This is a genomic window from Mucilaginibacter aquaedulcis, from assembly GCF_030409325.1.
GTDB lineage: Bacteria > Bacteroidota > Bacteroidia > Sphingobacteriales > Sphingobacteriaceae > Mucilaginibacter > Mucilaginibacter aquaedulcis.
In genome coordinates this window covers 831,201-858,147 of sequence record NZ_JAUFPR010000004.1, presented here as the reverse complement: position 1 = coordinate 858,147, position 26,947 = coordinate 831,201, and the positions used below count along the sequence as shown (strand labels likewise).

Genomic DNA, 26,947 nt, shown 5'->3' with positions numbered 1-26,947 from the left:
TATGCAGATTTATTTTTTATTTCAGGAAAAGCCCTGTAAATGAATAGTGTTTGCCGCACTTTATCAGTTTTACCAAACTTTATACTGCCATATGCCCATATTGCCGAAGTTTTTTAGTGACAAAAAGGTGTTTAAACGGCCAAAACGACCAATTTTGAAGTGGTTTAAGCGTTACTTTTTAAATAAAAATGAAAAAAAATTGTAAAATCGAATAACCTAAAAGTAACAGAAACGTAACGGGCGAGCGCTTTGATTGACGACATTTTTAAGATAGATAAATAATTTATATTTATTGAAAAAAAAGTGCCATTTATTTGCAATTTTAAAAAATATAAATAGTTTTGTATCCAACGATGGACACAAGTGTCTGATTTAATAAACAATTTGTTGGCCCTAACAACAAACTAACGCATTAAATGAAGAAAATTATCCTTGCTACTGTACTGCTTTTAAGCGTTTTAGCTTCGCAAGCTCAAACAGTATCAGCCCCAAATACCACCACCGATAAGGCTCCCGACGAACAGGAAGGTTTAGCAAATACTTACTTATCACAAATTATGGGCGTTGCGTTATCTGCAACCTCAAACATGAAACTTTTTCATTTTGTTTATGATTGGATAGGTACCCCTTATCATTTTGGCGGTAGCTCCAGAAAAGGTATTGATTGCTCTGCTTTCACCAAAGAATTATACAGCGAGGTTTTTAACCTTGATATCAAAAGAAGCTCACGCGATATTTTCAGTATGGTGAGCCCTGTTGGTAAAGACGACCTGAAAGAAGGCGATCTTGTTTTCTTTAAAATTCACAGCCGTCGTATTTCACATGTTGGTATTTATTTGGGTAATAACCGTTTTGCCCACGCATCATCAAAAGGTGTAGCCATCAGCAGCCTTGACGATAATTATTACAGCCGTTATTTTTATAAAGGCGGCCGTTTGTTAGCTGCTTTTAAAGATGAGTTTACAGGCGGTACTGCTGCAACAACCGATGAGGATAATAACAGCAATTAAAAGAATTTCAATTAAATAACTAATTTAGTCCCCTCATACGCATGAGGGGACTTTTTTTTTACATAGCACTATACCTATCACTATTAGTAACCGGCAGCCTGTTTCTTCTGTCTGCCTGCAACGCTCCTGTGCCAAACAAAACGGTAACTGTTAAGCAAAAAAAAACAGTACTTCAACCCAAAAATTCAACAACGCAGTCTACACCGCTTCAGCGCGATTCATTTTGTATAGCCGCCGTTGGTGATATTATGCTGGGTACATCATACCCTGATAGTTCCACACTGCCTCCTGATGATGCCCGTAACAGTTTCAAAGCCGTTACTGCAGATCTGAAAAACACCGACGTCGCATTCGGCAACCTCGAAGGCGCTCTGGCCGATACCGGCGCTCCTGCGAATTTTAAAATGCACCAGCGCAGCAAGCCCTACCTGTTCAGGATGCCGGTAAGGTATGCCTCCGTTTTAAAGGATGCCGGTTTTAATTTGCTCAGCCTTGCCAATAATCATGTTAATGACTTTGATGCCCTGGGCCGTAAAAGCACTACAAACACCCTTGATAGCCTTGCCATCAATTATGCCGGTTTGCTGGCAAAACCCTCCGTTGTGTTTGAGTTCAACGGTATTAAATATGGTTTCTGTTCATTTGCGCCTAATGCCAATACCGTATCTATACATGACCTGAAAGGGGCTCAACGCATCATCGGCGAGTTGAAACAGCGCTGCGATATTGTGCTGGTATCTTTCCACGGCGGCGGTGAGGGTGTTGATTTTGAACACGTGCCATTTACTTTAGAGACATTCATAGGCGAAAAGCGCGGCGACGTTTATGCCTTTGCCCACAACGCCATTGATGCCGGTGCCGACCTGGTTTTTGGTAACGGCCCGCATGTTAACCGCGCTATGGAAATTTATAACGACCGCCTTATTGCCTATAGCCTCGGCAACTTTTGCACCTATAAAAGTGTAAGCGTTAGCGGTATTTGTGGCATGGCTCCGTTATTAAAGGTATATGTAAACAAAGATGGTAAGTTTTTAAGCGGCCGTATTATATCATTTAGCCAGGCACATGACAAAGGTTTGGTCAGGGATACGCTGAATCAGGCTGCCCGCCGCATCAAAATGCTTACCAACACCGATTTCCGCGACGGAGGTCTTAGCATTACCGACGATGGTGCCATATCGGCCATTCCAGGGTTTAAAAATTCGCTCACAAAAGTTACAACACCTGCAACAATTAGCGGGGTTAAAAACGTTAATTTGCATCCTTAATTGTAAAATCATTTTTAAACACACGTTAAACACGTATGAATAAATACTTACTATCCCTAACCTCGGTTGCATTTGCCTTAGCTGCAAATGCCCAGCAGGTACCCGGCTTAACCGATAAGGATTATGCCCATGCGGAAAGCTTTATGAGCTACAACACCGCGCCACTGGTTGACCATGGCCCCGTAGCACCAAACTGGTTACCCGGCGATAAATTCTGGTACCGCGTTTTAACCCCGCAAGGCAGCGAGTTTATTTTGGTTGATCCGGCGAAAAAATCACGTGCGGCTGCTTTTGATCATAAAAAGCTGGCTGCAGCTTTATCAACAGCTACAGGAAAAACCTATGAGGGCACCAAGCTACCTTTCCTTACCTTCAGTTTTTCTGAGGATGGTAAAGCTATTTCCTTTGCTGCCGATGGCAAATCATGGAAATGCGATTTGCAAACCTACCAATGCAGTCCGGATAATGCCATAGTTGGCTCAACCAAAGCACGCAGAAGCCGCAGAGGCGGAGATGATGAAGTAGCATCGCCCGATGGCAGCCTGGTGGCTTACATTAAAGATTATAACCTTTGGATACGTAATATTAAAACAGGCACACAAACCCAGCTTACTACCGATGGTGTAAAAGACTTCAGCTATGCAACAGACAATGCCGGATGGAAATCATCAGACGGGCCTATTCTGCGCTGGTCGCCGGATTCAAAAAAGATAGCCACTTTTAAGCAGGATCAGCGCAATGTTGGCGATATGTACCTGGTTACCACCAATGTTGGCCATCCTACCTTAAAAGCCTGGAAATATGCACTGCCGGGTGATAAAGAAGTTGCCATGATAAGCCGTGTGATCATCAATGTTGATGAGCCAAAAGTGATCAACATACAGGTTGCGCCTGATCCGCACCGGGCCACCCTGAGCGATGATATTGCCAGCAGCGGTACCTTTGATGATGTTGACTGGAATGCAGATGCCTCTAAACTGGCCTTCGTATCTACCTCCCGCGATCATAAACAGGAAAAATTCCGTATTGCTGATGCTGCTACCGGTGCCGTTCGCGAAGTTTTTGAAGAAACCGTACCTACCCAATATGAATCGGGCCAGGGAAGTATCAACTGGAAATACCTGGCTAAATCAAATGAGATCATCTGGTTTTCTGAGCGCGATAACTGGGGTCATCTTTATTTGTATGATGCAACTACCGGAAAAATTAAAAACCAGATCACCAAAGGTAACTGGGCAGTAACTGAACTGTTGAATGTTGACGAAAAGAACCGCCAGATCTATTTCCTGGCTGATGGCCGAGAACCGGGCAATCCTTATTTCACCCATTTATATAAAGTTGGTTTTAATGGCAAAGGGCTTACACTGTTAACCCCCGAAGCTGGTAATCACCAGATCACCTTATCACCAGATAACAATTACTTTATTGATACCTATTCAAGCGCAGCTGTAGCACCTGTAAGTGTATTACGCAGCCTGAACGGGAAACTGATCAGCACATTAGAAAAAACCGACATCAGCAGGTTAGTAGCTGCCGGCTGGAAAGCTCCGGTACCTATCAGTGTTAAAGCGCATGATGGCCAAACTGATATCTATGGTTTAATGTATGTGCCAACCAAGCTTGATCCGAACAAGAAATATCCTATTATCAACAACATCTACCCTGGCCCTCAGGGTGGTAGTGTAGGCAGCTGGTCATTTGCATCGGCACATGGTGATTGCCAGGCACTGGCCGAGCTGGGTTTTGTAGTAGTACAGATAGAAGGCACCAGCAATCCGCTACGTTCAAAAAGCTATCATGATATGAATTACGGGCACATGTCTGAAAATACCCTGCCTGATCAGGTTGGCGCTATGCAGCAGCTGGCTCAAAAATATCCGTACATTGATATTAACCGCGCAGGCATCTGGGGACATTCGGGCGGTGGTTTTGCAACTGCTGCCGCCATGTTCCGTTTTCCCGACTTTTTTAAAGTAGGTATTTCGGAATCAGGCAACCATGAAAACCGCAACTACGAGGATGATTGGGGCGAACGCTATATTGGCTTACTTACCCAACAACCGGATGGAACATCAAACTACGAGGCGCAGGCAAATCAAAATTATGCTAAAAACCTGAAAGGTAAACTGATGCTTGCACATGGCTTAATGGACGACAACGTACCTCCGTATAATACCATGCTGGTTGTGGAAGCCCTGGAGAAGGCCAATAAAAATTATGACCTGATAGTATTCCCTAACAATGCCCATGGTTACGGCCAGTATTCTTTGTACATGACCCGCCGCCGCTGGGATTATTTTGTTAAAAATCTGATGGGTGCCGACGCCCCGCAGGAGTATTTATTAAAGGTTAAAACCGATCCGCGTAACAGTGTGATGTAGTAATAATAAACTCTGTTATCTCGACGAGGTACGAGGAGAGATCTTTTACGCAGGATACAGCATATAACATAAGATTTCTCACTATCGTTCGAAATGACAAACGAGAAGTAATATAAAACAAGAAGCCGGATCAGTTGATCCGGCTTTTTTTATGCCTCGTCTTTAGTGTTACGTATCAAACTTACACCTGTGAAGAAAAACAATAAGGATATAATACCGGTAACAACAAGGGTTGTAGTTTGGCCGCTGTGGTTTATGACTCCAAGGCCGGTATAAATTAAGCCGATAATACCTAATATGGTGAGTACGGCTCCAAAGGTTCGTTTAAGGTTCATGGTGATGCGTGTTTTTTATGAGCTTTTTATAAAAACAAATAACACACCAATAATTAATATTACATTTATTTAAATAAATATTATTAACCATGTCAGCCGAAATCACCTTTGGATTATTTGTCCTTATCATCATCATTATTTTATCTACCTCCTTTGTGACTGTAAAACAGGGCACAATAGTAGTAATCACCGTATTTGGTAAATACCGCCGCATACTTACACCGGGGCTAAACTTTAAGCTCCCGTTTATCGAGAATGTGTATTCTAAAATATCTATCCAGAACCGCTCTGTCGAGTTGGAATTTCAGGCAGTAACCTTTGATCAGGCTAATGTTTATTTTAAGGCCATGCTGCTGTATTCGGTTCTTGACCAGCAGGAAGAAACCATTAAAAACGTGGCTTTTAAATTTGTTGACGAGCGTAACCTGATGCAGGCGCTTATCCGCACCGTTGAAGGCTCCATCAGGGCATTTGTTGCCACCAAACGCCAGAGCGAAGTGCTGATACTGCGTCGTGATATTGTTGAACACGTGAAAGAACAGCTTGACCAGATACTGGAAGGCTGGGGCTATCATCTGCAGGATCTGCAATTGAACGATATTACGTTTGACGATGTGATCATGAAATCAATGAGCCAGGTGGTGGCCTCAAACAACCTGAAGGCTGCCGCCGAAAACGAAGGCCAGGCCCTTCTCATCACCAAAACCAAAGCTGCCGAAGCCGAAGGTAATGCCATTAAAATATCGGCACAGGCCGAGCGTGAAGCCGCCCAGCTGCGTGGCCAGGGTATTGCCCTGTTCCGTGAGGAAGTGGCCCGCGGTATGACCGTTGCTGCCAAAGAAATGGCCGAGGCTAATATGGATACATCGGTGATCATGTTTACCATGTGGACAGAATCTATCAAGCACTTTGCCGAAAACTCACAAGGCAACGTGATATTCCTGGATGGCTCAACTGATCAGATGCAGCATACCTTAAAAGAAATGATGGGTTTAAACCTTTTACAGACTGAAGGTGTCAAAAACACCAAAAAGTAAAAGTTTTAAACCCTCGTTTTTATGAATTTACGGTGGATAAAGTGGGCGGCAGCAACAGCCCTGTTTATAATAACAATTAACCGGGCATCGGCCCAGCAATTCCATCAGTTAACAGTTAACGACTTTGCAGGTGCGCCGCGTGTGAATACACGCGGCGTAGTAGCATATACCAATTGCACAATCGACTTTAAATATCAGGCAAACCGCGTTAATAGTGGCTACATACTGAATGCCTTTGTAAAGCTGGTACTCAATACCGAAAAATCATGGATTGATAAGAGCCGGATAACATCAACCCAGGTACTTGCCGAAGTAATAAACCATGAACAGGGGCACTATAACATTGCCTACCTGGAGCAGCAGGAAATACTGCGTGAAATAGGCAAAACCCGTTTCAGCCGTAATTACCAGTATGAGGCCATGAATATGTTTAACCGGATTGATGCCAAATACAAACAACTCAATACCGATTATGATGACGATACCCAGCACATGACCAACCGCGTACAACAACACAGCTGGGATGTATATTTTCAGAAGCAATTACGGTACATGCCCCCGCAGGACGAGCCCCTCTAAATCTCCCGTGAAGGGGAGACTTTTAAAAAGTCGGCGTCATACATTAATAAAAAAATAAGTTCTTACTCCCCCTTTAGGGAGCCGGGGGGCTATATTTGCAATCATGCCCAATGAGTCCATCCAGATACTCCGTAAAATTATCCATATTGATATGGATGCCTTTTACGCGTCGGTTGAGCAGCGCGATTTTCCAGAGTATCGGGGCAAGGCACTGATAGTTGGCGGCTTGCCGCAGGGGCGCGGAGGTGTTGTGGCAACCGCCAGTTATGAGGCTCGTAAATTTGGAGTACGATCGGCCATGTCATCAAAACGGGCCTTCCAGCTTTGTCCGGATGCCTTGTTTGTTCGGCCGCGTTTTGCCGCTTATAAGGAAGTATCGCAAAAAATAAGAGAGATCTTTAGCCGCTATACCGATCTTATTGAACCGCTCTCCTTAGATGAAGCCTACCTCGATGTAACTAATGATAAGCTGAACATAGGCTCGGCTATTGAGATTGCCAAGCAAATTAAACAGGCTATAAAAGACGAACTGCAGCTAACCGCATCGGCAGGGGTTTCTATCAATAAATTTGTTGCTAAAATAGCCTCGGATATTAACAAGCCCGATGGTTTAAAATTCATAGGCCCATCAAGCATTGAGGAGTTTATGGAGCGCCTGCCGGTCGAAAAATTCTTTGGCGTAGGCAAAGTAACCGCTCAAAAAATGAAACAGATGGGCCTGCACACCGGAGCTGATCTGAAAAAGCTGACCGAAGATGAGCTAACGCGGCACTTTGGCAAGGCTGGCCGGTTTTACTACCAGATAGTGAGGGGTATTGATAACCGGGAAGTGCAACCGCACCGCGAAACAAAATCATTAGGCGCTGAAGATACCTTTGCCTATGACCTCACCACGCTTGAAGAAATGGAGGCCGAGCTGGATAAAATTGCCTTCACGGTACATGACCGGCTTCTTAAATATAACCTGAAAGGCCGCACACTAACTCTCAAGGTAAAATACAGCGACTTTAAGCAGATCACCCGGAATCAATCATTCCCGGTGGCTTTTAATGACCTGGAAACCATCAGCCAAACGGCCAAACAACTTATGGCTGCCACCAACCCCGAGGATGCGAGGATCAGACTGCTGGGTATCTCTCTGTCAAATTTCGGCGACATCGTTCCCAAACAAAAAGAAGAAAAGGAGATAGGTCCCGGCGATCAGCTGGCCCTTGAGTTTTAGGCCCCTAACCCCCTGAAGGGGGAACTATTTGCGCACTTTATATCTACTTGCGCTCGTTTGCAACGAGTGTTTATTATGGTAAGATGATTGCATCGCCATAGCGTTTTAAACGCTATAACACGTTAAGCACTCGTTGCAAACGAGCGCAAGTCGATGTTTTAAGGTTCCAAATCCCCTCCTCAATACCAGTAAATCAAGAATTTAACTTAAACCATAGCCGGGTTAACAATTATTTAACAAAAAAACCTTTTAAATACAGCAAATTCTCATTACGTTTGAATTTTTTGTTGATGTAGCTTCAATAAATTTTTTACTAAAAGTTTAATGTTACGCGTCGACAGTACAAAACCTTGCCAAATTATATATGCTATTGCCCGGCATGAGTACTTGTCGTACGTAATAGAACCACACATTGTTCAGCTTAATCCAAACGGCGAGTTTTCATTAACCCATCAGCGTTTATTCTCCAATACAGCCAAAGAGTTTATCCATTTTCTGGATGAAACCGATATTAAACTCATTAAAATACTGGAGGAGATGGAGCAGGGCAATGTGATCAAAAAGTATTATAAAAAACCTATCCGCCCGTTTGAGTTTTTTGCCAAGATATTTAACGAGCAGCTGTTTGATACCATTCGCCCTAAAATGGAAAAGCGCATGGCCGAAGCCCTGAGCCTGCTTTGCAGCAAACAGGTTTACCAGATGAGTAAGGAGGGTTATCCAGGCGAGCGTAAATTGCAAATAGCCACAGAGGCCGCCTCGGTACTATTTCATTTCAGGCGTAATGAAGAGGAGATAAGGTATTTTCCTACCATCAAGTACAAAGGGTATCGTATTGAATTCATGTTTAAAAACGCCGAGATCATTTGTAATCACCCTGCCTGGATGCTGCTTGATGATACCCTATACTATTTTGATAAGGAAATTGAGGGTAAAAAGCTGGTGCCCTTCCTCAATAAACGGTTTATCGCCATCCCGCGTTCGTCTGAGCAATCGTACTTTGAAAAGTTTGTGGCGCCGCTTATCGAAAAGCACAATGTTTATGCCGAGGGTTTTACCATCAATACCGAAAAATACGATGCACAGGCTGCCCTGAAGCCTATTTACATTGAAGGCGGCACATCGCAGCTGCAACTATATTTTAAGTATGCCGGCTATATATTTCCTTATGGAGATGGCAGGCATATATCTGTAAGGATGGAAAAAAACGGCGACGATTATATATTTCATCGCATTAAACGTTCCATTACCTGGGAAAAAAACAAGATGCAACAGCTGGAGCAAATGGGCCTCAAAACTGTATCGAGCCTGTTCCAGAACCTGGAGGTTGATAACCACGATGAAGATGCCGACCATTCCTTTTCTGTTTTTGAGTGGCTTAACCAGCATCATGATAAATTGATTGAACTTGGCTTTGAGCTGGAGCAACCCGAGGGCCAAAAACGTTATGTGTTTGGTAACAGTAAAATTGACCTGGAGGTAAAGGAAAATAATGATTGGTTTGATATTCATGCCATTGTTTGGTTTGGGCCATACCGTATTCCTTTTATCCAGCTTAAAAATCATATCCTGAACCACAAAAAAGAGTTTACCCTGCCTTCGGGCGAAATAGCGGTAATACCCGAAAAATGGTTCTCACAATACGGTAACCTGCTGCATTTTTCAGAAGGTGGCAACGACCTTAAACTGCGCCGCCATCATATTGGCCTGGTAAATGACCTGGCCGAGGGCGAAATGGCCAACGTAACCATGACCCGCAAGCTGCAAAAACTTACCGACTTTGAAGAACTGGAAGAGGTGGATATGCCGCAAAACTTTGCAGGTAATTTAAGGCCATACCAAAAAGCAGGGTATAATTGGTTTCACTTTTTAAAAAGCTACCATTTTGGCGGTTGCCTGGCCGATGACATGGGTCTTGGTAAAACCATACAAACCCTTGCCCTGCTGCAAAAACATAAAGAAGATACCGAGGCCGAAGGCAGCAAAGCCACATCGTTGGTTATTATGCCTACCTCGCTGATCTATAACTGGCTCAACGAGGCCAAAAAGTTCGCGCCGCAGTTGAGGCTGATGGTGCATACCGGCACCATGCGTTACCGCTCGGCAGAAGTATTTGCCAATTACGATGTGGTAATTACCACCTATGGCATCAGCCGTATTGATATTGGCATGTTCAAGGAGTACTTTTTTGATTACGTGATACTGGACGAAAGTCAGAACATCAAAAACCCATCGTCAAAATCGTTTCAGTCGGTTAAGCAGTTAAAATCGCGCTTTAAATTGATATTGAGCGGTACCCCGGTAGAAAACTCAGTAAATGACCTGTGGACGCAGATGTCGTTCATTAACCCTGGATTATTGGGCGGGCAACAGTTTTTCCAGAACGAATTTGTAACGCCCATTGAGAAAAAGAAGGACGAAGATAAGGCCCGCAAATTACAGGCATTAATAAAACCCTTTGTTTTGCGCCGTACTAAAGAGCAGGTTGCTACCGAATTGCCGCCAAAAACCGAAAACCTCTTCTACTGCCAGATGAGTGAGGAGCAGGCTTCGGTATATGAAAAGGTAAAATCAGAATACCGTAATGAGCTATTGAAGAGCCTGGAGGATGGTACTTTCGCCAAAACACAGATTCAGGTATTGCAGGGACTTATCAAGCTGAGGCAGATCGCCAATCACCCAATCATGATTGATAAGGACTATGAGGGCGACAGCGGCAAATTTGAAAACGTGGTACACACCCTGGCCAACGTACTTGATGGCGGCCATAAGGTGCTGATATTTTCGCAGTTTGTAAAGCAACTGAGCATTTACCGCGATTACTTTGACAATGAGGGTGTACCATACGTATACCTTGATGGAAGCACCCAAAACCGCGGCGATGTGGTAAAGCAATTTCAGGAAGATGAAAAAACACGGGTATTTCTCATCTCTATAAAAGCAGGCGGTGTAGGCCTTAACCTTACCGAAGCCGATTACGTGTTTATCCTCGACCCATGGTGGAACCCAGCCGTTGAGCAGCAAGCCATTGACCGTACTCACCGCATCGGCCAAACCAAAAATGTGTTTATCTATAAATTCATCACTAAAGATACGGTTGAGGAAAAGATACTGGCCCTGCAGCAACGCAAACTCAGCCTGAGTCGTGCCCTCATTACTACCGAAGAAAGTTTCATTAAGTCGCTTACGGCTGATGATATTAAGGAGATATTAGGGTAAATTCCCTAACTCATGCGATCATCGCTTGCTCAGCATGGCAGTTATAAATATTCTTCCAAAGCCACCCTCAATAACCCGATCAATTCCGGATCATTGAACTGATAATTATCTTCAATATCCAATACGATCAATTGCTTGTCGGCCATGTCAAAACGCTGGCTAAGCAGTTGTTTATGCTTACGCTCCATTACAAATACAACGTCAGCCCGGTCAATTATTTTTTGATTTACGCGGATACGGGCCTTATCGCTGGTACCTGCAGAAGATGCGGTATGTACAGGATAGTTTCTAAATAAAAGCTCTGCAGTTGGGCTTCGCCATTGGTTTTTGCTGCAGATGAAAAGGAAGGTTGCCAAATAAATACCGTTAAAATTTACAGCCCATTCTTTGGCACCCAGGCCTGGCTTTTGATGAGCCATTTTTCGCCTACCATGCGCAGTACAAAGGAAAATGCGCCTTCTTCTTCAAAAGGCTCACCATTAATGGTGCCGGTATATTCTACGGGTACAACAAGGTAGGCTATCTCTTCAGTTTGCTGAAATATCTTGATCCGCCTAACATTCACTTTGAAATCTCTTATTTTGAAATCCTTAACAGCCTTTTCTACCGAATTTACCCATTGTACCCCGGCAAGTTGTCCGTTCCATGAAAAAGGTTGCTGCTCATCGCTTACAACAGCATTGGGTGTGTACATATCAGATACCTTTTCAATTTTAAATGTATAAGATGCCTTCAGTACCGTATTTACCACATCCAAAACCTCAGGCTTAATTGCTTTTAACACCTTAACGGTATCAATACCTATTGCGTTGGCGGCATATGTCCGTGGTGCTATCATTAAGGTTATGAACAGTGCCACAAACAATACAGCTAATCTATTTTTTTTCATGGGTACACCAGTTAATAAGGTTTTGCTATTTGCTATTCATATAATCCAAAGTTAAGTTACAAAGCGCTTTAACACCTAATGCAAATCCACTTTCGTCAATATAAAAATCGGGGGTATGGTGTGATGGCGCTTTCAGCGGATCCTGGCCCACGGGCATTCCGCCTAAAAAGAAGAATAAACCAGGCACCTTTTCCTGGTAAAAACTAAAATCCTCCGCTCCGGTTACAGGCGGGCGCAGCAATACATTTTTTGTACCGGCAGTACGCTGTAAACTCGACAGCATTTTTTGCGTCAGATCCGGATCATTATAGGTAACAGGGTAATGCGTGCTGTATGGAATGGTTACTTCGGCGGTGGCTCCCTGTGCCTCGGCGGTTTTGGTAGCTATTTGCTTAACCCGTTCAACCAGCATCTTCTCGTCGGCAGCCGTGAAGGAACGCAGCGTACCCAGCATCTCAACCGATTCGGGTATAATATTTGACCTGTTGCCCCCTTTGATGGCACCAACGGTAACTACCGCGGGGTTTTCTGTTACATTTATATTACGGCTCACAATAGTTTGCAAACCATTAATGATCTGCGCCGAAACAACAATAGGATCAACGCTCGACCATGGGTAGGCCCCATGTGCCGATTTCCCCTTTACAATGATCTGCATATCGTTAACACCGGCCATAGTACCCCCCGGGCGATAGGTGATCTTGCCAACCTCTGTTTGTGAATTAATATGCAGGCCGAATATTACATCAACCTTTGGGTTTTCAAGTACACCTTGTTTAACCATTTCCTCGGCGCCTCCGGTTTGCCCGTGTTCTACACCTTCCTCGGCCGGCTGAAAAATAAATTTAACGGTACCATGCAGTTCGCTTTTCATGGACGAGAGTATTTGCGCAACACCCATTAAAATAGCCATGTGCGAATCGTGCCCGCAGGCGTGCATGGCGCCAACTTCCTGTCCGTTATAAGTAGTTTTTACTTTTGATGCAAAGGGTACGGGCGTACGTTCAATTACTGGTAAACCATCCATGTCGGCACGCAAGGCAACTACGGGGCCGGGTTTACCGCCTTTTAAAATCCCTACAACTCCGGTAGTAGCAACCCCTGTTTTTACCTCAATCCCTAATGATTGCAGGTGTTTGGCAATAATGCCAGCAGTACGTACCTCATGATTTCCCAGTTCCGGATGCTCGTGAAAATCACGACGCCAGGCTACCACCTGATTTTGAAGCGCATCCGCTTTGGTGCTTATTTGTGTTTTTACCGCATCATTTTTTTGAGCCGATGCTGTAAGCGAAAACAAAGAAAAAATCAGGATGTATCTTTTTTTCATACCGGGTTTTGAAACAGTTAATATAAGAACAATACTTTAAAAAACTGTACCTCTGGATGATAAGATATTTGATACATTCCCTAAAACACAACAGGCCCGGTGAGTAACCGGGCCTGTTGTTATATGATGTTTTTGCTGGTTATTGGAAACCAAGCAGATCGATAGTAAAAACCAATACCGAATTTGCCGGAATTGCCGCACCCGGCGAACTAGGCCCGTAGCCTAAGGCTGACGGTATGATCAATAATATACGACCACCAACTTTAGAGTAGGGAATACCGATGCTCCAACCTTGTATAAGGCCACCAGCCAAAGAGGCCTTGGTAATGGTTCCTGAATCAAACGTAGTACCATTGAGCAGTTTACCGGTATAATTAGCTGTTATAACTGATTTTGAAGTAGGATTATTGCCTGTACCTGGTTTTATTATCTGGTAATACAAGCCTGATGGATCGCGTGTGGCATGAATGCTGGTATCGGCGGCTATGTACGCTTTAATAGCAGCTTCATCAACGGCTGCCTGTTTTACCGGATCAACACTTGTCGCTTCATTTTTTGAACAGGCGGATAAAATTAAAATAGGAGCGAATACTAATAGAAGAAGTTTTTTCATGTATTAATTTACTGTGTACTTATAACACCATACGTGCCAGTATCGTAAACGCTACAATCTGGAGATTAATATTCTTAAATGGTATTTTATTTAAAACTGATCAGGTTTATATCAAAAGCCAGTACAGCATCGCCGGGAATAGGGCCTGCGCCGCTCGGCCCGTAGGCCAACCCTGAGGGCACAAACAACAACATACTTCCACCCGCTTTTAAATGCGGCATACCTATTTGCCAGGCTTTGATCAGGCCTGATAGCGGGCTCGAAAAATCACTTCCCGAATCATAACGCCGACCACCAATAAGACTACAGGTATAGTTAACCATTACCACAGAATTTTCGGCAGGATAGGCACCTGTGCCCTGATCAGTTATCTGGTAATACAAACCAGAGGGATCTTTTACAGCCTTTATTTGCGGATTTGCTTTGAGGTATGCCACGATGATAGAATCATCCATTTTAGCTTGTTTAACCATCTGGACAGATGGCCCCGAGCAGGAGGTAAATACCATGATAAAGGCACTCAGTATTAATATGTATTTTGTCATTTGGTAATTAAATTAAAAGCCCCTTCCAAATATCTGCTTAAACCGGATATCTGAAAAGGGCTTTATTATTCACTGATTAAATTAAACTGTTGTTCTGATCTTTAATTCGGTCATCTGTGCATCGGCAATGGTTGATGGCGAATCGATCATCACGTCGCGGCCCGAGTTATTTTTAGGGAAGGCGATCACATCACGGATAGAATCCAGTCCGGCAAATATAGATACCAAACGATCAAACCCAAGAGCTAAGCCACCATGCGGAGGTGCGCCATATTCAAAGGCATCCATCAAAAAGCCAAATTGCTTTTGTGCTTCTTCCGGCGAAAACCCAAGGTGTTTAAACATTAACGATTGCATGGCCCTGTCGTGAATACGGATAGAACCACCGCCAACTTCAGTACCATTGATCACCAGGTCATAAGCATTGGCACGTACAGCTCCCGGATCGGTATCTAACAGATCGATATCCTCAGGCTTTGGTGAGGTGAACGGATGGTGCATAGCATGGTAACGACTGCTTTCTTCATCCCACTCCAGCAGCGGGAAATCAAGAACCCAAAGCGGCGCGAATTTGTTTTTATCGCGCAGGCCTAAGCGGCTGCCCATCTCTAAACGCAGTTCGTTCAGTTGCTTGCGTACCTTATCGGCAGGGCCGGCAAGTACCAGCATCAAATCGCCAATTTCGGCATTGAAAGCAGCTGCCCAGTTAGTTAGCTCGTCTTCGTTGTAAAACTTATCTACTGATGATTTTAATGTACCATCCTCGTTATAACGGCAATAGATCATACCGGTAACGCCAATTTGAGGTCGTTTTAACCACTCTGTAAGTTCATCAATTTGTTTACGGGTGTAGCTGGCGCAGCCTTTAGCGTTGATACCTACTACCAGTTCGGCGTTATCAAAAATGCCAAAGCCTTTGCCTTTTACAATATCATTCAGCTCAACAAACTCCATCCCGAAACGCACATCCGGTTTATCAGACCCATACAAACGCATGGCATCGGCATATTGCATACGCGGGAAGGTACCCAGGTCAATCCCTTTCACCGTGGTGAACAGATGACGGGTTAGTCCCTCAAAAATATTTAAAATGTCTTCCTGGGTAATAAAAGAAAGCTCACAATCTATCTGTGTAAACTCCGGCTGGCGGTCGGCACGCAAATCCTCATCCCTAAAACATTTCACGATCTGGAAATAACGATCAAAACCGCTTACCATCAGCAATTGCTTAAAGGTTTGGGGCGATTGCGGCAGGGCGTAAAATTCGCCCGGGTTCATGCGGCTTGGCACCACAAAGTCGCGCGCGCCTTCCGGTGTCGATTTGATCAGCACCGGGGTTTCTACCTCGATGAAATCAAGCCCATCTAAATATTTACGGATCTCCTGTGCCATTTTGTGGCGCAAAACCAGGTTGTTGCGTATTGGCGCACGGCGCAGATCCAGGTAACGGTATTTGGCTCTTAACTCTTCACCGCCATCGGTTTCGTCCTCAATCAAAAACGGAGGCAGTTTGGCAGCGTTTAATATTTCGATACCATCAACGGCAATTTCAATTTCGCCCGTTGGTATTTTCAAATTTTTGTTGGTACGTTCAAGCACGGTACCGCTAACTTTAATTACAAATTCACGTCCCAGCTCGCGGCTTGTATCGCGCAAAGCAGCATCAGTATCGGTGTTAAATACCAATTGGGTTAAACCATAACGGTCGCGTACATCAATAAATGTGGTACCGCCCAAATCGCGCGATTTTTGCACCCATCCGCACAAAGTAACCGACTGGCCTAAGTTGCTGATATTTAATTCGCCGCAAGTGTGAGTTCTAATCATAGCAATAGTTTTGTAAAAGTTTGCAAAAGTAAGTTTTTAGTTGGAAGTCCGAAAGACCAGAAGATCGAAAGTCCGGAAGTTTATCTGCTATCGGACTTCTTTCTTACTGACTTTCGGACTTTTTCCACTTTCGGACTAAAAAACTATCTTTGTGGCATAATTCTCAAGGGGTGCCTTGCTTTGGGTTCAAAACAATTTGTTTTACCAAACTGAAAGACAGGCTGAGATCAAACCCATGGTTTTGAAAGTCAAAATTCTAACGTCAAAATTCTAAAGTTGTCCGTCAACTTTAAACTTAAGACCCAGAACCCAAAACTTTTGAAACCTGCACCTGATCCGGGTAATGCCGGCGTAGGGAAGAGGTAACCAGGTTAAGTGTACTGCGCGTGAGCCCTGACGGGCAGATGGTTTAACTAATTTATTTTACTCACTATTTTGAAATCTTTATTCGCGGCCATCGCCGCCCTGCTGCTGCTACCTGCCATGGCATCGGCCCAGCTTTCTATCACCGGAAAAGTTACTAATGCTGCCGGCGAAACACTGCCCGGCACTACCGTTTCTATTACACCCAATGCATCAAATGCCATTGCCGATGTTACCGGTAAATATGTCTTTGCCGATCTGAAACCGGGCAATTATACCTTAAAAGCCAGCTATATTGGCTACCAGGCCATTACCAGAAACATAAATTTACGCGCCAGCCAGGTTGTTAATATCATCCTCACCAACGGTACACTCAGCGCCGAGGAAGTTACCATAAGCTCAACCCGCGCCAGTAAAAACTCGCCAACGGCTTACACTAACCTCAGCAAAAAAGACCTCGAAAAAAATAACTTCGGGCAGGATCTGCCTTATCTCCTAAACCAAACTCCATCTGTAGTAACCACTTCAGATGCAGGCGCAGGCATTGGTTATACCGGCATCCGCATACGTGGCTCTGATGCTACCCGTATCAACGTTACTATCAATGGCATCCCTTATAATGATTCGGAAAGCCAGGGTTCATACTTTGTCGATCTGCCCGATATTGCTTCATCTGTAGATAATATCCAGGTTCAGCGCGGTGTGGGTACCTCAACAAACGGAGCAGGAGCCTTTGGCGGCAGTATCAACATACAAACCACTACCCGCCGGGATACAGCTTATGCTGACATCAACACATCAGCAGGCTCTTATGGCTCCATTAAAAACACGGTGAGTGCAGGTACAGGCTTACTGGGAGGGCATTTTAGTTTGGATGGGCGTTTATCGCGCATTCACTCTAATGGATATATTGACCGGGCTTCATCAAACCTGAAATCGTTTTTTGTGAGCGGAGCATGGTATGGCAAAAACAGCACCTTGCGAGCCAACGTATTTTCGGGTTATGAAACTACTTACCAGGCCTGGAATGGTGTTGCTGATTATGTTATTGGCGATAATACCCGTGCAGATAACAGAACCTATAATGAACTTGGTTTGATGAGCAACGGTTCCTTCTACAAAAACCAGGTTGATCATTATATCCAGAATCATTACCAGTTATTGTATGATCAAAAACTATCCGATAAACTTTCTTTTAGCGGCGCCTTGCATTACACCAGGGGCAAAGGATATTATGAAGAGTATAGAAATGCCGACTCGCTGAGCAGCTACGGCATTGCCCCGGTTATAGTTGGTAATAATACCATCAGCGCTACCGACCTGGTACGCAGGCTGTGGCTGGATAATGACTTTTATGGCGTTACCTATGCCCTGAAATATCAGCCTCAAAGTAATTTGAACTTAAACCTGGGTGGTGCTTACAACCAATACTCAGGTGCCCATTTTGGCGATGTGATCAGCACACAGGAGAACATTGGCTTATCGCCAAACTATGAATACTATCGTGATAATGCTAAAAAGAATGATTTTAACATATATGCCCGTGCCGAGTGGCGCCTGAGCAAGGTACTGCTTTATGCCGATGTGCAGTACCGCCACATTTACTATTCGTTTTATGGCATTGACAAAAACCTGAACAATGCACAGCAAAACGCAGAGCTTAACTTTTTTAACCCTAAGGCCGGTATCACTTACCAGTTTAACGAGCATAACAATGTTTACGCATCCTTTGCGGTAGGTAATCACGAACCCAACCGCGACGACTATGTAGATTCGCCATCGCAAAACCGCCCAAAGTCTGAAAACCTGAAAGATTTTGAAGCGGGCTACCGCATTAGCAGTTCGGTATTTACCGGGGGTATCAACGGCTTTTACATGCTGTACAAAAACCAGCTGATATTAACCGGGGCGCTGAATGAGGTAGGCTCGCCTATCCGTACCAATGTAAAGGACAGCTACCGTGCCGGTGTGGAACTTGATGGCAAAGTAAAAATCACCAGTCAGCTAAACTGGGGTTTAACAGCTACCTGGAGTGCCAATAAAATTAAAAACTACCAGCAATTCTTTTCCAACTATGATGATGGCACTTTAGTGGGTGAGAGCTTTAAAAGTACGGATATTGCCTTTTCACCATCGTTCATCGGTTCAAGCGTAATTAGCTATAGCCCTGTTAAAGGCGGCGAGATAGCTTTTATCAGTAAGTACATCAGCAAGCAATACATTGATAATACCATGAACCGCAACCCCGAGGGTTTCGGCATAGCACCAGAAAATATTGATAACCCTTATGCTGTGAACCGTTACCTGAAAGGCTATTTTGTAAGCGATGTAAGGCTGAGGTATAACTTTAATGCGTGGTCAATAAAAAACATTGGGCTGGGGTTACAGGTTAACAACATCTTCAGTAAAAAATATGAGGCCAATGGTGCCACATATCCGGATATTGAGGGTGGCCATGTGGTAAACTACAACTACTTTTTCCCGCAGGCACCACGAAACTTTATGGCATCGCTTAATTTGAGTTTTTAATCGTTAGCGATTTACACTTTGAAATTGCATGCTATACAAAAGACTCACCCGGTCTATGCTTCGCTGGACCACCCTCTCTTCGCCTGCGGCGGAAAGAGGGTGAAAAAAATCGATAAAGCACAAAAGAAAAGATTCTTCACCCTCTTTGCGGCGAAGCTGGAGAGAGGGTCGACAAGCGTAGCGATGTCGGGGTGAGTCGACAAATAGCATATAGACACACACCTCTCAAGAGGGGATTTTAAATAACTATGCACAATCTTGTATCACTTTTCATTGAACAAATAAAGGAAACCACCTGGGTACAGTGGCTGGCTCTTATTTTAGGTGTTGCCGAGGTATTACTGGCCCGGGTAAACAATATATGGCTTTACCCTACCGGGATTTTGGGCACATCGATAGCTATTTATTTGCTGTTGGATGTTGGCTTATATGCCGAATCAATCTTAAACGGCTATTATGTGGTGATGAGTATTTATGGCTGGATATATTGGATAAAAAAGAAAAATGAGCCCCCGGTAAAAATTAGCTGGCAAACCAAAAACGAATGGATCATCAGCATTACCATATGCGTTGCAGGTTGGGTATTTTTTTATGTGCTGCTTAAAAATCTCCCGGCTAAGTATTTTACGCCGTCAAACGTGCCGGTTTGGGATGCCCTCATTTCATCAACAGCCTGGGCGGGGATGTGGCTTTTGGCCCGCCGTAAAATAGAAAACTGGGTGTTTTTAAACATATCAAACCTGTTTGCCATACCTATATTGTTTTACAAACACCTGCCTATGTTCGCCCTGCTTACCATATTTTTATTTATAGTAGCCGTTTTTGGTTATTTTGAATGGAGAAAAAAAGTAGTGAAGGTTGTACGTTATACGTAGTACGTGTTACGTTACCTTACTTACTTTTATTAATAAACGTAAAACTTACAACGTATTACCTATAACGTAAATGCATCCCTCAAACCACCTCAAACCCGAATGGGTTAAAACAATACGGGAAGCTGCTCCGCTGGCCGAGCGGGCAGGCATGCTTCAGCCCGACCAGATGCAACTGATATATGAACAAGGCTGGTTCAAGTTCCTGGTGCCTGACGTTTATTCGGGCCTGCAGCTTGCCTTGCCCGATATGGTGCGGCTTGAAGAAAGCCTGGCCTGGGCCAACGGCAGTTTGGGCTGGGTGGTAACACTTTGCAGTGGTGCAGGCTGGTTTGGAGGATTTTTTTCGCCGAAAATAGCAACCGAAATATTCAATGATCCTCATTTGTGCCTGGCTGGCAGCGGGGCATCAACCGGAACGGCAACCATTACTGATGGCGGCTACATTATCAACGGCCGTTGGAAATATGCCAGCGGCGTGCATCATGCTACGCACTTAACGGCTAACTGCGTCATCAAGAATGGAAACGAAACCGTTTTGGATGACGAGGGCAATCCGCTAATATTACCCTTTATTTTCAACCGTAAAGATGTAACCCTTTTATCTGCATGGAAATTCATTGGCATGATGGGTACAGGCAGCGATGCCTACGAGGTGCGTAACCTGTTTGTAGCAAACGAGCGCTGCTTTAAAATCGATCCCGATCATGCAGTAATAGATGCGCCTTTATACAAATATCCATTTTTACAACTGGCCGAGGCTACCCTGGCGGCCAATATATCGGGCCTCGCGGTACATTTTACCGATCTGTGTGTCCCGATATTTGCCGATAAAACAAAGGGAGATAAATTGAGTGAAACTCAAAAGGCTATCATGATCGGAAGCTTAGCTGACTTAACAGATAAACTCAATGCCGCACGCAACGAGTTTTACAAGGCTGTTGATGCCTCATGGCAAGGCGGTTCGGCAGACAACATAATCTCGTTTGATGAGGTGAGCAACACCAGCCGCAACCTTGCCAAAACAGCCCGCGAATGTGTAAATAAACTCTATCCATACTGTGGTTTGCAGGCTGCCAACCCCGATGCGGAGATAAACCAGGTATGGCGCGATCTGCATACTGCCAGCCAACATTCATTGCTTACTTTTAATTAAGCGGCATTTGTTGTAACAATAAGCTATTGTTAACATAAACTTTATATAGCAATTTAATTTCATTGCTGATATTTGGCCTTTTCAAATCATTAACTATGAAGTTTAAATATCTGTTGCTTATTTCCTTATCCGCTGCTACTTTTTCGGCATCGGCACAAAAAAAGAAAGCTTTATCAAATCAAACTAACCCTGCTTCGGCCGCGCTGCCCCGCCCTAAACTGGTGGTTGGCTTAGTGGTTGACCAAATGCGCTGGGATTATTTATACAGGTATTATGACCGTTACCAGTCTGGCGGGTTCAAACGTTTATTGAATGAAGGTTTCACTTGCGAAAACACCAACATTGATTATATACCTACCGTAACCGCCGCGGGGCATAGCTGCGTTTATACCGGCTCGGTACCTGCTATACACGGCATTGCCGGTAATGATTTTATAATACAGGCCACAGGCAAATCAATGTATTGTACTGACGACAGCACCGTTAGGGCTGTTGGCAGCACCTCAAAGGCTGGCCAAATGTCGCCACGCAATTTGCTGGTTACTACCGTTACCGATGAGTTAAGACTGGCTACCAACTTCCGCTCAAAAGTGATTGGTATCGCTTTGAAAGACAGAGGCGGCATTTTACCGGCCGGCCACACCGCCAATGCAGCCTATTGGTTTGATGATGCTACCGGCAGCTGGATCAGCAGCACTTATTACATGACCGATCTGCCTGCCTGGGTTAAAAAGTTTAATGATCAAAAAGAGCCTGAAAAATTCCTGAAACAAGATTGGAACCCGCTATACCCTGTAAGCACCTACTTGCAAAGCGCGCCTGATAACAGCGCCAGATATGAAGGTAAATTTGCGGGTGCTACGGCACCAACCCTGCCGGTTAAAACTTCCGAGCTATACAATGGCAAAATGGGCATGATTCGCTCAACACCTTTTGGCAACACCATGACGCTTGATTTGGCCCGTGCAGCTGTTGAGGGTGAGCAATTAGGCAAAAACACCGTTACCGACTTTTTAGCGGTAAGCCTTTCATCAACAGATTATGTGGGTCATCAATATGGACCAAATTCTGTTGAGGCAGAGGATACTTATTTAAGGCTTGATAAAGACCTGGCTTCGTTTTTCAGCTACCTTGATGCAACTGTAGGTAAAGGTAATTATTCAGTTTTCATTACTGCCGATCATGGTGCTGCGCATAACGCTACTTTCCTGGCAGATCATAACATACCTGCCGGTACCTGGAACGATGCAGCTACCAGAACCGATATGAATAAACTATTGGAAGATAAATACAAAGTAAAAAATCTGGTGATCAGCATGGATAATTACCAGGTTAACTTTGATAATACAGCCATAAAAAAAGAAGGCCTAAATGAGGGTGCGATAAAATCAGACTGTATCCAGTATCTGCAAAAACAACCTCAAATTGCTTTTGCTGTTGATATGCAAAAAGCGCAAACAGCTAACCTGCCTGAAGAATTGCGCAGCCGTATCATCAATGGCTATAATGTTGAGCATAGCGGCGTTATTCAGATCATCTTAAAACCCGGCATTTACTCGAGCCATGGTACTACAGGGACTACCCATGGTACCTGGAACCCTTATGATACGCATATCCCGTTGGTATTTATGGGTTGGGGCATTAAACACGGCAGCCTTACCCGCCAAACACATATGACTGATATTGCACCAACCGTAGCATCGCTTTTGCATATACAAACGCCTAACGGCAACATAGGCAAAACTATCAGCGAAGCTTTGGTTCAGGAAAAATATTAAATAAGTCGGGGGAAAGTCCGGAAGTCAGTAAAGTCTGGAAGTTCGAAAGAAGTATAAGCAAAACAAACGCTTTACTTTCTGTACCTTTCAGATTATGTCTTTCGGACTTCCTGACTTTCCGACTAAATAACCATGAAAAAATATATCTCTAAATTTCATTACCTCACTCAGGATATAACCGGACGCAGCCATGTGCAACAGGTGCAAACCGCCTGCGAAGCAGGTGCCAACTGGATACAGTACCGCTGCATGAGCAAACCCGAGGATGAGCTGATTGATGAAATAAACGAGATAGCCGCAATCTGTGATGATTGGGGCGCTACCCTGATCATTACTAATCATTATGAACTGCTTGACCGCGTAGACGCGCAGGGTGTACACATCGAAGATTTCGATGCGGATCTGGTGACCATCCGTAAGGTCATAGGTGAGGATAAAACCCTCGGCGCATCGGCCACTAACCCCGATGATCTGTTAATAATACAAAGCCTCGGCGTAGTCGACTATTGTGGCTATGGCCCTTTTGCCCATACCGATACTAAACCCAATGATTATACCCTGCTCGGGTTTGAAGGTTATCGCAAATTGGAAAAACTGCCCCTTGATATCCCCGTTATAGCCGTTGGCGGCATCCAGCTGCAGGATGTGGAATTACTGTTAAAAACCGGTGTTTATGGTATAGCAGTATCAGGAGCTATAAACCTTTCACCTGATCCGGCAGCAGCCGTAAAAGCCTTTTATAGAAAGGTGTATTAGCGTACAGCAGCTAATACTTAATTTTTCATCAATTATTCATTAAATCTCCCTACTTTTAACAATGTCTTCGCACCACATTGTACGTGAAAAGCAAGAACCTGCATTATTGGTTCTTGGGGTTGATAATTTTCCGGAAGAGCTGCTGGGTCAATTGCTGGAATGGAGCCCCACCGTGATCACTACCCCTCAAACAGCCGAACAACTGGACACCTTCGGGATAAAGGTTGACTGGGTGATCGCTAACGAATACAATGGGTTATTACAATCAGACACCAAATTGCTGCCCCAGGGAGATGACACACCTGCGGGTGCGGCTTTAAAATATTTAATAGCACACAACTATCCGGCGGTAAACATCGTAACTGATGTATTGGTTCTGGATGATTTTGAGGAATATGCGGGCAAAATTAACGTGGTAATATTCAACCAAAATCAAAGAATTTATACGGTAAGTTCAGGTTTCAGTAAATGGGAACCCGCAGGCGAAACAATAAGGTTATTATTTAGCCCCAAAACATTAACTTACACCGGGTTACAGCAAACAGGGCCAACCGATTTTAAAACCATGCAAGATGGCTTTTTTAGCCTGCAATTTGAGCAGCCATTTTTATTTATTGCTGAAGATCTGGATAGGATATAAAGCTTGTTTTGGCAGTAAAAATTTAATTGGTGTGCTTTTTGTTAAAAATAATTAAATAAGCATTAAACCGTTTAAACATTTATCAGTCTATATATTGTAAATCAGCAAAAAATGCCTGCTGATCAGTTAAAATTTTTCATCATGAAACGGATATATAAGAATTTATTTTCAATCGCATTAGGTAGCCTTTTGAGTTTGTCTTTAGCCTTTACCGCCAACGCACAGCACAGAGGCGGCGGAGGGGGTGGTGGTGGCAGCACTGGCGGTGGTGGTGGCGGCGGTGGTTCAAGATCATCCGGCGGCGGTGGTGGCGGTAGCTTCTCAAGGCCTTCCGGCAGTTCTTTTTCACGTCCGTCATATAATGGTGGTGGTGCACAACGTTCAGCAATAGCTACTCCGCAACGCAGTTACGGAAGCAGTATGCGTAGCAATGTAACAGCGGCTCCGCAACGTACAACCGGTTTTGCCCAAAGGCAAACTGTAGGTGTTGCTCCGGGTGGCAACCGTGTAGCTGCCGGAACAGGTGCCCGTACTTATAATGGTACCCGTGGTTATGCCAGTGTTGACAGGCGTGCTTACAGTGGTGGCCGTGCCGCATACGGAAACTATGGCTACGGCCGCAGGGTTTATTCAGGTGGTGGTTATGGTGGTCGTTACGGTGGCCGTGGCGGTTATTTTGGCAGCCATTACTACTATCCATACCGTAACTATTATAACTCATATTACCTGCCAAGGCTTGGTTTCAGCATAGGATTTTTACCTTACGGTTATTACCCATTTTTCTGGGGCGATTACCAATATTACTATAGCGATGGTTTATATTACCGTCAATACAATGATCAATATACCGTTGTTGAACCACCGGTAGGCGCCGAGATCAAAAAATTACCATCAGACGCGCAATCTATCATGATCAACGGCGAGCAGTATTATGAATCAAACGGTGTTTACTATCAGCCAATAACTAAAGATGATGGTACAGCAACCTACGTAATTGCTGGTAAAGATGGCGAGTTAAATACCGACAACGGTGGTAACGGCGATGTACAGCAAGCTCCTCAGATAGGTGATATTGTAGGCCAGTTACCTGAAGATAGCCGTAAAATAAAGATCAATGGCGAAAAGCTATATGTATCTCCGGATGGTTACTACTACCAGGAAACATCAGACAATAATGGCAATAAGGCCTATAAAATTATAGGTACTCCATCTGATGATCCGGGTGACCAGGGCCAACAATAAGACTCATAAAATTTAAATAAAACAGGCTGCTTCTTTACAGAGGCAGCCTGTTTTGTTATAGCCAAACAAGAATTTATTTACCTAAAGTTATAAAAGTATTGAAGCCGGTGTTGGCAAATAGGTGATTTTACCCCTATATTGGCGGCCGATGAAGTATATAACTGGTCTACTTTTTTCCGTACTCCTGCATATATCATTGAATACCAATGCAGCAATACTTACCAACGATCTTAAATTATTTAAGGCCAATAATACATATATACAATATGTTGGCCGTATCGACTTTTCAAACCCGCTGAAACCCCGAATGTGGTCGCCGGGTGTTTATATCAGGGCACGCTTTAAAGGCAAAAAATGTGAATTGATTATCAACGATGAGGTATTGTATGGCAAAAATCACAATTATCTCGAGATAGCTGTTGATAACAATACCCCTTACCGGGTACAAACTACCGGGAAAACCAACGCAATAACCGTTGCCGAAGGCCTTGCCGATGGGGAGCATACTATAGTGATCTGTAAGAATACAGAATCGAACATTGGTTATATAGATTTTGTAGGCATCCGTTGCCGTGAACTTTTACCGTCGCTGCCGCAGCCAACCCGTAAAATTGAATACATTGGCGACTCCATGACCAGCGGGGCCGGCATGGATCAATCTATCATGCCCTGCGGTAAGGGCGAATGGTATGATCAGCATAATGCCTATATGAGCTATGGCCCGCGTACATCACGCAACCTGAATGCGCAGTGGCAGCTTACGGCGGTTTCGGGCATAGGCTTGGTGCATAGTTGCTGTAATATGGATGTTGAAATGCCCCGGGTGTTTGATAAGATTTATCTTCGTAATGATTCGTTAAGCTGGGATTTTAAACGTTACCAGCCCGATGTGGTTACTGTATGCCTTGGTCAAAATGATGGCATACAGGATTCTACCCTTTATTGCGATGTTTACACTAAGTTCCTTAAAACAATACGGCAAAAGTATCCCGCGGCGGATATCGTTTGCTTGAGCAGCCCAATGGCCGATGAAAAACTATCAACAGTGCTGCAGCGTTACATAACCGCCATTACCGCCGATGCTAATAGCAATGGCGACAAAAAGGTTTTCAAATATTTTTTCTCCCGGAGATATTACCAGGGCTGCGGAGGCCACCCTGACATGAAAGAACATGAGTTTATAGCTGATGAACTAACCGCTTATCTTAAACAATTGAAAGACTGGTAGAAATATTGTTGTCATCGGGGGAACGAATAATCTATTCGTGAATTTGCACATCTTACAATAGATGCTTCACGTCGTTCAGCATCACAAACTTATTTTAGCTATTAAACACTTACGAAGTTTTAAAAACT

At 44.1% G+C, this 26,947-nt stretch carries 22 protein-coding genes; 15 read left to right on the top strand and 7 right to left on the bottom strand.

Annotation, left to right across the window (positions count from 1 at the left end; translation table 11 throughout):
* Positions 1–416: 416 nt before the first annotated feature.
* Genes QWZ01_RS22065 through QWZ01_RS22055 form a run of 3 tightly spaced genes read left to right on the top strand, consistent with a single transcriptional unit; the run spans position 417 to position 4,659 of the window.
* A complete protein-coding gene (locus QWZ01_RS22065) occupies positions 417–1,010 on the top strand; it encodes a C40 family peptidase (RefSeq protein ID WP_290327195.1) in 594 nt (197 codons plus the stop codon).
* Between the two features lie 41 nt (positions 1,011–1,051).
* On the top strand, positions 1,052–2,278 hold the full coding sequence (locus tag QWZ01_RS22060) for a CapA family protein (RefSeq protein WP_290327193.1): 1,227 nt from the start codon (positions 1,052–1,054) through the stop codon (positions 2,276–2,278).
* A 35-nt stretch (positions 2,279–2,313) separates the two neighbouring features.
* A complete protein-coding gene (locus QWZ01_RS22055) occupies positions 2,314–4,659 on the top strand; it encodes a S9 family peptidase (protein WP_290327191.1) in 2,346 nt (781 codons plus the stop codon).
* Positions 4,660–4,808: 149 nt separating this feature from the next.
* Here QWZ01_RS22055 and QWZ01_RS22050 read toward each other — a convergent pair whose 3' ends face one another.
* Positions 4,809–4,994, bottom strand: a complete 186-nt coding sequence (locus tag QWZ01_RS22050; RefSeq protein WP_290327189.1) for a hypothetical protein — start codon at positions 4,992–4,994, stop codon at positions 4,809–4,811.
* Between the two features lie 89 nt (positions 4,995–5,083).
* Between QWZ01_RS22050 and QWZ01_RS22045 the strand changes: the two genes are divergently transcribed.
* The 4 genes from QWZ01_RS22045 to QWZ01_RS22030 all read left to right on the top strand — a co-directional run bounded on the left by QWZ01_RS22045 (position 5,084) and on the right by QWZ01_RS22030 (position 11,051).
* On the top strand, positions 5,084–6,031 hold the full coding sequence (locus QWZ01_RS22045; RefSeq protein ID WP_290327187.1) for an SPFH domain-containing protein: 948 nt from the start codon (positions 5,084–5,086) through the stop codon (positions 6,029–6,031).
* Positions 6,032–6,052: 21 nt separating this feature from the next.
* Positions 6,053–6,610, top strand: a complete 558-nt coding sequence (locus QWZ01_RS22040; RefSeq protein ID WP_290327185.1) for a DUF922 domain-containing protein — start codon at positions 6,053–6,055, stop codon at positions 6,608–6,610.
* A gap of 103 nt (positions 6,611–6,713) precedes the next feature.
* Positions 6,714–7,832, top strand: a complete 1,119-nt coding sequence (gene dinB, locus QWZ01_RS22035) for a DNA polymerase IV (protein ID WP_290327182.1) — start codon at positions 6,714–6,716, stop codon at positions 7,830–7,832.
* Between the two features lie 324 nt (positions 7,833–8,156).
* Positions 8,157–11,051, top strand: a complete 2,895-nt coding sequence (locus tag QWZ01_RS22030) for a DEAD/DEAH box helicase (RefSeq protein ID WP_290327180.1) — start codon at positions 8,157–8,159, stop codon at positions 11,049–11,051.
* Positions 11,052–11,092: 41 nt separating this feature from the next.
* Here QWZ01_RS22030 and QWZ01_RS22025 read toward each other — a convergent pair whose 3' ends face one another.
* The 6 genes from QWZ01_RS22025 to aspS all read right to left on the bottom strand — a co-directional run bounded on the left by QWZ01_RS22025 (position 11,093) and on the right by aspS (position 16,255).
* Positions 11,093–11,470, bottom strand: a complete 378-nt coding sequence (locus QWZ01_RS22025) for a low molecular weight protein tyrosine phosphatase family protein (protein ID WP_290327178.1) — start codon at positions 11,468–11,470, stop codon at positions 11,093–11,095.
* Positions 11,425–11,940, bottom strand: coding sequence for a nuclear transport factor 2 family protein (locus tag QWZ01_RS22020; protein WP_290327177.1), 516 nt, complete (start codon positions 11,938–11,940; stop codon positions 11,425–11,427). Before QWZ01_RS22020 ends, QWZ01_RS22025 begins: the two co-directional genes overlap by 46 nt.
* A 25-nt stretch (positions 11,941–11,965) precedes the next feature.
* Entirely contained in the window at positions 11,966–13,270 is a 1,305-nt protein-coding gene (locus QWZ01_RS22015; protein ID WP_290327175.1) for an amidohydrolase, read from the bottom strand.
* A 139-nt stretch (positions 13,271–13,409) separates the two neighbouring features.
* Positions 13,410–13,883 carry an FKBP-type peptidyl-prolyl cis-trans isomerase gene (locus tag QWZ01_RS22010; protein ID WP_290327174.1) on the bottom strand — a complete coding sequence of 158 codons (474 nt, stop codon included), beginning with the start codon at positions 13,881–13,883 and terminating at the stop codon, positions 13,410–13,412.
* An 86-nt stretch (positions 13,884–13,969) separates the two neighbouring features.
* The gene (locus tag QWZ01_RS22005) at positions 13,970–14,428 is read right to left on the bottom strand and encodes an FKBP-type peptidyl-prolyl cis-trans isomerase (RefSeq protein WP_290327172.1); all 459 of its coding nucleotides are present in this window, start codon (positions 14,426–14,428) and stop codon (positions 13,970–13,972) included.
* Positions 14,429–14,509: 81 nt separating this feature from the next.
* Positions 14,510–16,255 carry an aspartate--tRNA ligase gene (aspS, locus tag QWZ01_RS22000; protein WP_290327170.1) on the bottom strand — a complete coding sequence of 582 codons (1,746 nt, stop codon included), beginning with the start codon at positions 16,253–16,255 and terminating at the stop codon, positions 14,510–14,512.
* A 435-nt stretch (positions 16,256–16,690) separates the two neighbouring features.
* Between aspS and QWZ01_RS21995 the strand changes: the two genes are divergently transcribed.
* The 8 genes from QWZ01_RS21995 (at position 16,691) to QWZ01_RS21960 (ending at position 26,819) form a co-directional block, all read left to right on the top strand.
* Positions 16,691–19,147: a TonB-dependent receptor gene (locus tag QWZ01_RS21995; RefSeq protein WP_353959425.1), complete on the top strand. Its 2,457-nt coding sequence runs from the start codon at positions 16,691–16,693 to the stop codon at positions 19,145–19,147.
* A 248-nt stretch (positions 19,148–19,395) separates the two neighbouring features.
* Positions 19,396–20,022, top strand: a complete 627-nt coding sequence (pnuC, locus tag QWZ01_RS21990; protein ID WP_290327168.1) for a nicotinamide riboside transporter PnuC — start codon at positions 19,396–19,398, stop codon at positions 20,020–20,022.
* Positions 20,023–20,092: 70 nt separating this feature from the next.
* Positions 20,093–21,175 carry an acyl-CoA dehydrogenase family protein gene (locus QWZ01_RS21985; protein WP_290327166.1) on the top strand — a complete coding sequence of 361 codons (1,083 nt, stop codon included), beginning with the start codon at positions 20,093–20,095 and terminating at the stop codon, positions 21,173–21,175.
* Positions 21,176–21,270: 95 nt separating this feature from the next.
* On the top strand, positions 21,271–22,953 hold the full coding sequence (gene pafA / locus QWZ01_RS21980) for an alkaline phosphatase PafA (protein ID WP_290327164.1): 1,683 nt from the start codon (positions 21,271–21,273) through the stop codon (positions 22,951–22,953).
* A 132-nt stretch (positions 22,954–23,085) separates the two neighbouring features.
* Positions 23,086–23,709 (top strand): thiamine phosphate synthase, encoded by a 624-nt coding sequence (locus tag QWZ01_RS21975; RefSeq protein WP_290327163.1) that lies wholly within the window; start codon positions 23,086–23,088, stop codon positions 23,707–23,709.
* Positions 23,710–23,770: 61 nt separating this feature from the next.
* On the top strand, positions 23,771–24,349 hold the full coding sequence (locus QWZ01_RS21970; RefSeq protein WP_290327162.1) for a thiamine diphosphokinase: 579 nt from the start codon (positions 23,771–23,773) through the stop codon (positions 24,347–24,349).
* 141 nt (positions 24,350–24,490) lie between these two features.
* On the top strand, positions 24,491–25,591 hold the full coding sequence (locus tag QWZ01_RS21965; protein WP_290327161.1) for a DUF6515 family protein: 1,101 nt from the start codon (positions 24,491–24,493) through the stop codon (positions 25,589–25,591).
* A 148-nt stretch (positions 25,592–25,739) separates the two neighbouring features.
* Positions 25,740–26,819, top strand: a complete 1,080-nt coding sequence (locus tag QWZ01_RS21960; RefSeq protein WP_290327160.1) for an SGNH/GDSL hydrolase family protein — start codon at positions 25,740–25,742, stop codon at positions 26,817–26,819.
* Positions 26,820–26,947 lie beyond the last annotated feature (128 nt).

Excerpts from the sequence above, each read along its gene's own strand:
- pafA (WP_290327164.1), top strand. The coding sequence starts at position 21,271 with ATGAAGTTTAAATATCTGTTGCTTATTTCCTTATCCGCTGCTACTTTT.
- QWZ01_RS22065 (WP_290327195.1), top strand. The coding sequence starts at position 417 with ATGAAGAAAATTATCCTTGCTACTGTACTGCTTTTAAGCGTTTTAGCT.
- QWZ01_RS22060 (WP_290327193.1), top strand. The coding sequence starts at position 1,052 with ATGAGGGGACTTTTTTTTTACATAGCACTATACCTATCACTATTAGTA.
- pnuC (WP_290327168.1), top strand. The coding sequence starts at position 19,396 with ATGCACAATCTTGTATCACTTTTCATTGAACAAATAAAGGAAACCACC.
- QWZ01_RS21960 (WP_290327160.1), top strand. The coding sequence starts at position 25,740 with ATGAAGTATATAACTGGTCTACTTTTTTCCGTACTCCTGCATATATCA.
- QWZ01_RS22005 (WP_290327172.1), bottom strand. The coding sequence starts at position 14,428 with ATGACAAAATACATATTAATACTGAGTGCCTTTATCATGGTATTTACC.
- QWZ01_RS21985 (WP_290327166.1), top strand. The coding sequence starts at position 20,093 with ATGCATCCCTCAAACCACCTCAAACCCGAATGGGTTAAAACAATACGG.
- QWZ01_RS22030 (WP_290327180.1), top strand. The coding sequence starts at position 8,157 with ATGTTACGCGTCGACAGTACAAAACCTTGCCAAATTATATATGCTATT.
- QWZ01_RS22010 (WP_290327174.1), bottom strand. The coding sequence starts at position 13,883 with ATGAAAAAACTTCTTCTATTAGTATTCGCTCCTATTTTAATTTTATCC.
- QWZ01_RS22015 (WP_290327175.1), bottom strand. The coding sequence starts at position 13,270 with ATGAAAAAAAGATACATCCTGATTTTTTCTTTGTTTTCGCTTACAGCA.
- QWZ01_RS22050 (WP_290327189.1), bottom strand. The coding sequence starts at position 4,994 with ATGAACCTTAAACGAACCTTTGGAGCCGTACTCACCATATTAGGTATT.
- QWZ01_RS22040 (WP_290327185.1), top strand. The coding sequence starts at position 6,053 with ATGAATTTACGGTGGATAAAGTGGGCGGCAGCAACAGCCCTGTTTATA.
- aspS (WP_290327170.1), bottom strand. The coding sequence starts at position 16,255 with ATGATTAGAACTCACACTTGCGGCGAATTAAATATCAGCAACTTAGGC.
- QWZ01_RS21970 (WP_290327162.1), top strand. The coding sequence starts at position 23,771 with ATGTCTTCGCACCACATTGTACGTGAAAAGCAAGAACCTGCATTATTG.
- QWZ01_RS21975 (WP_290327163.1), top strand. The coding sequence starts at position 23,086 with ATGAAAAAATATATCTCTAAATTTCATTACCTCACTCAGGATATAACC.
- dinB (WP_290327182.1), top strand. The coding sequence starts at position 6,714 with ATGCCCAATGAGTCCATCCAGATACTCCGTAAAATTATCCATATTGAT.
- QWZ01_RS22025 (WP_290327178.1), bottom strand. The coding sequence starts at position 11,470 with ATGGCTCATCAAAAGCCAGGCCTGGGTGCCAAAGAATGGGCTGTAAAT.
- QWZ01_RS21965 (WP_290327161.1), top strand. The coding sequence starts at position 24,491 with ATGAAACGGATATATAAGAATTTATTTTCAATCGCATTAGGTAGCCTT.
- QWZ01_RS22045 (WP_290327187.1), top strand. The coding sequence starts at position 5,084 with ATGTCAGCCGAAATCACCTTTGGATTATTTGTCCTTATCATCATCATT.
- QWZ01_RS22020 (WP_290327177.1), bottom strand. The coding sequence starts at position 11,940 with ATGAAAAAAAATAGATTAGCTGTATTGTTTGTGGCACTGTTCATAACC.
- QWZ01_RS22055 (WP_290327191.1), top strand. The coding sequence starts at position 2,314 with ATGAATAAATACTTACTATCCCTAACCTCGGTTGCATTTGCCTTAGCT.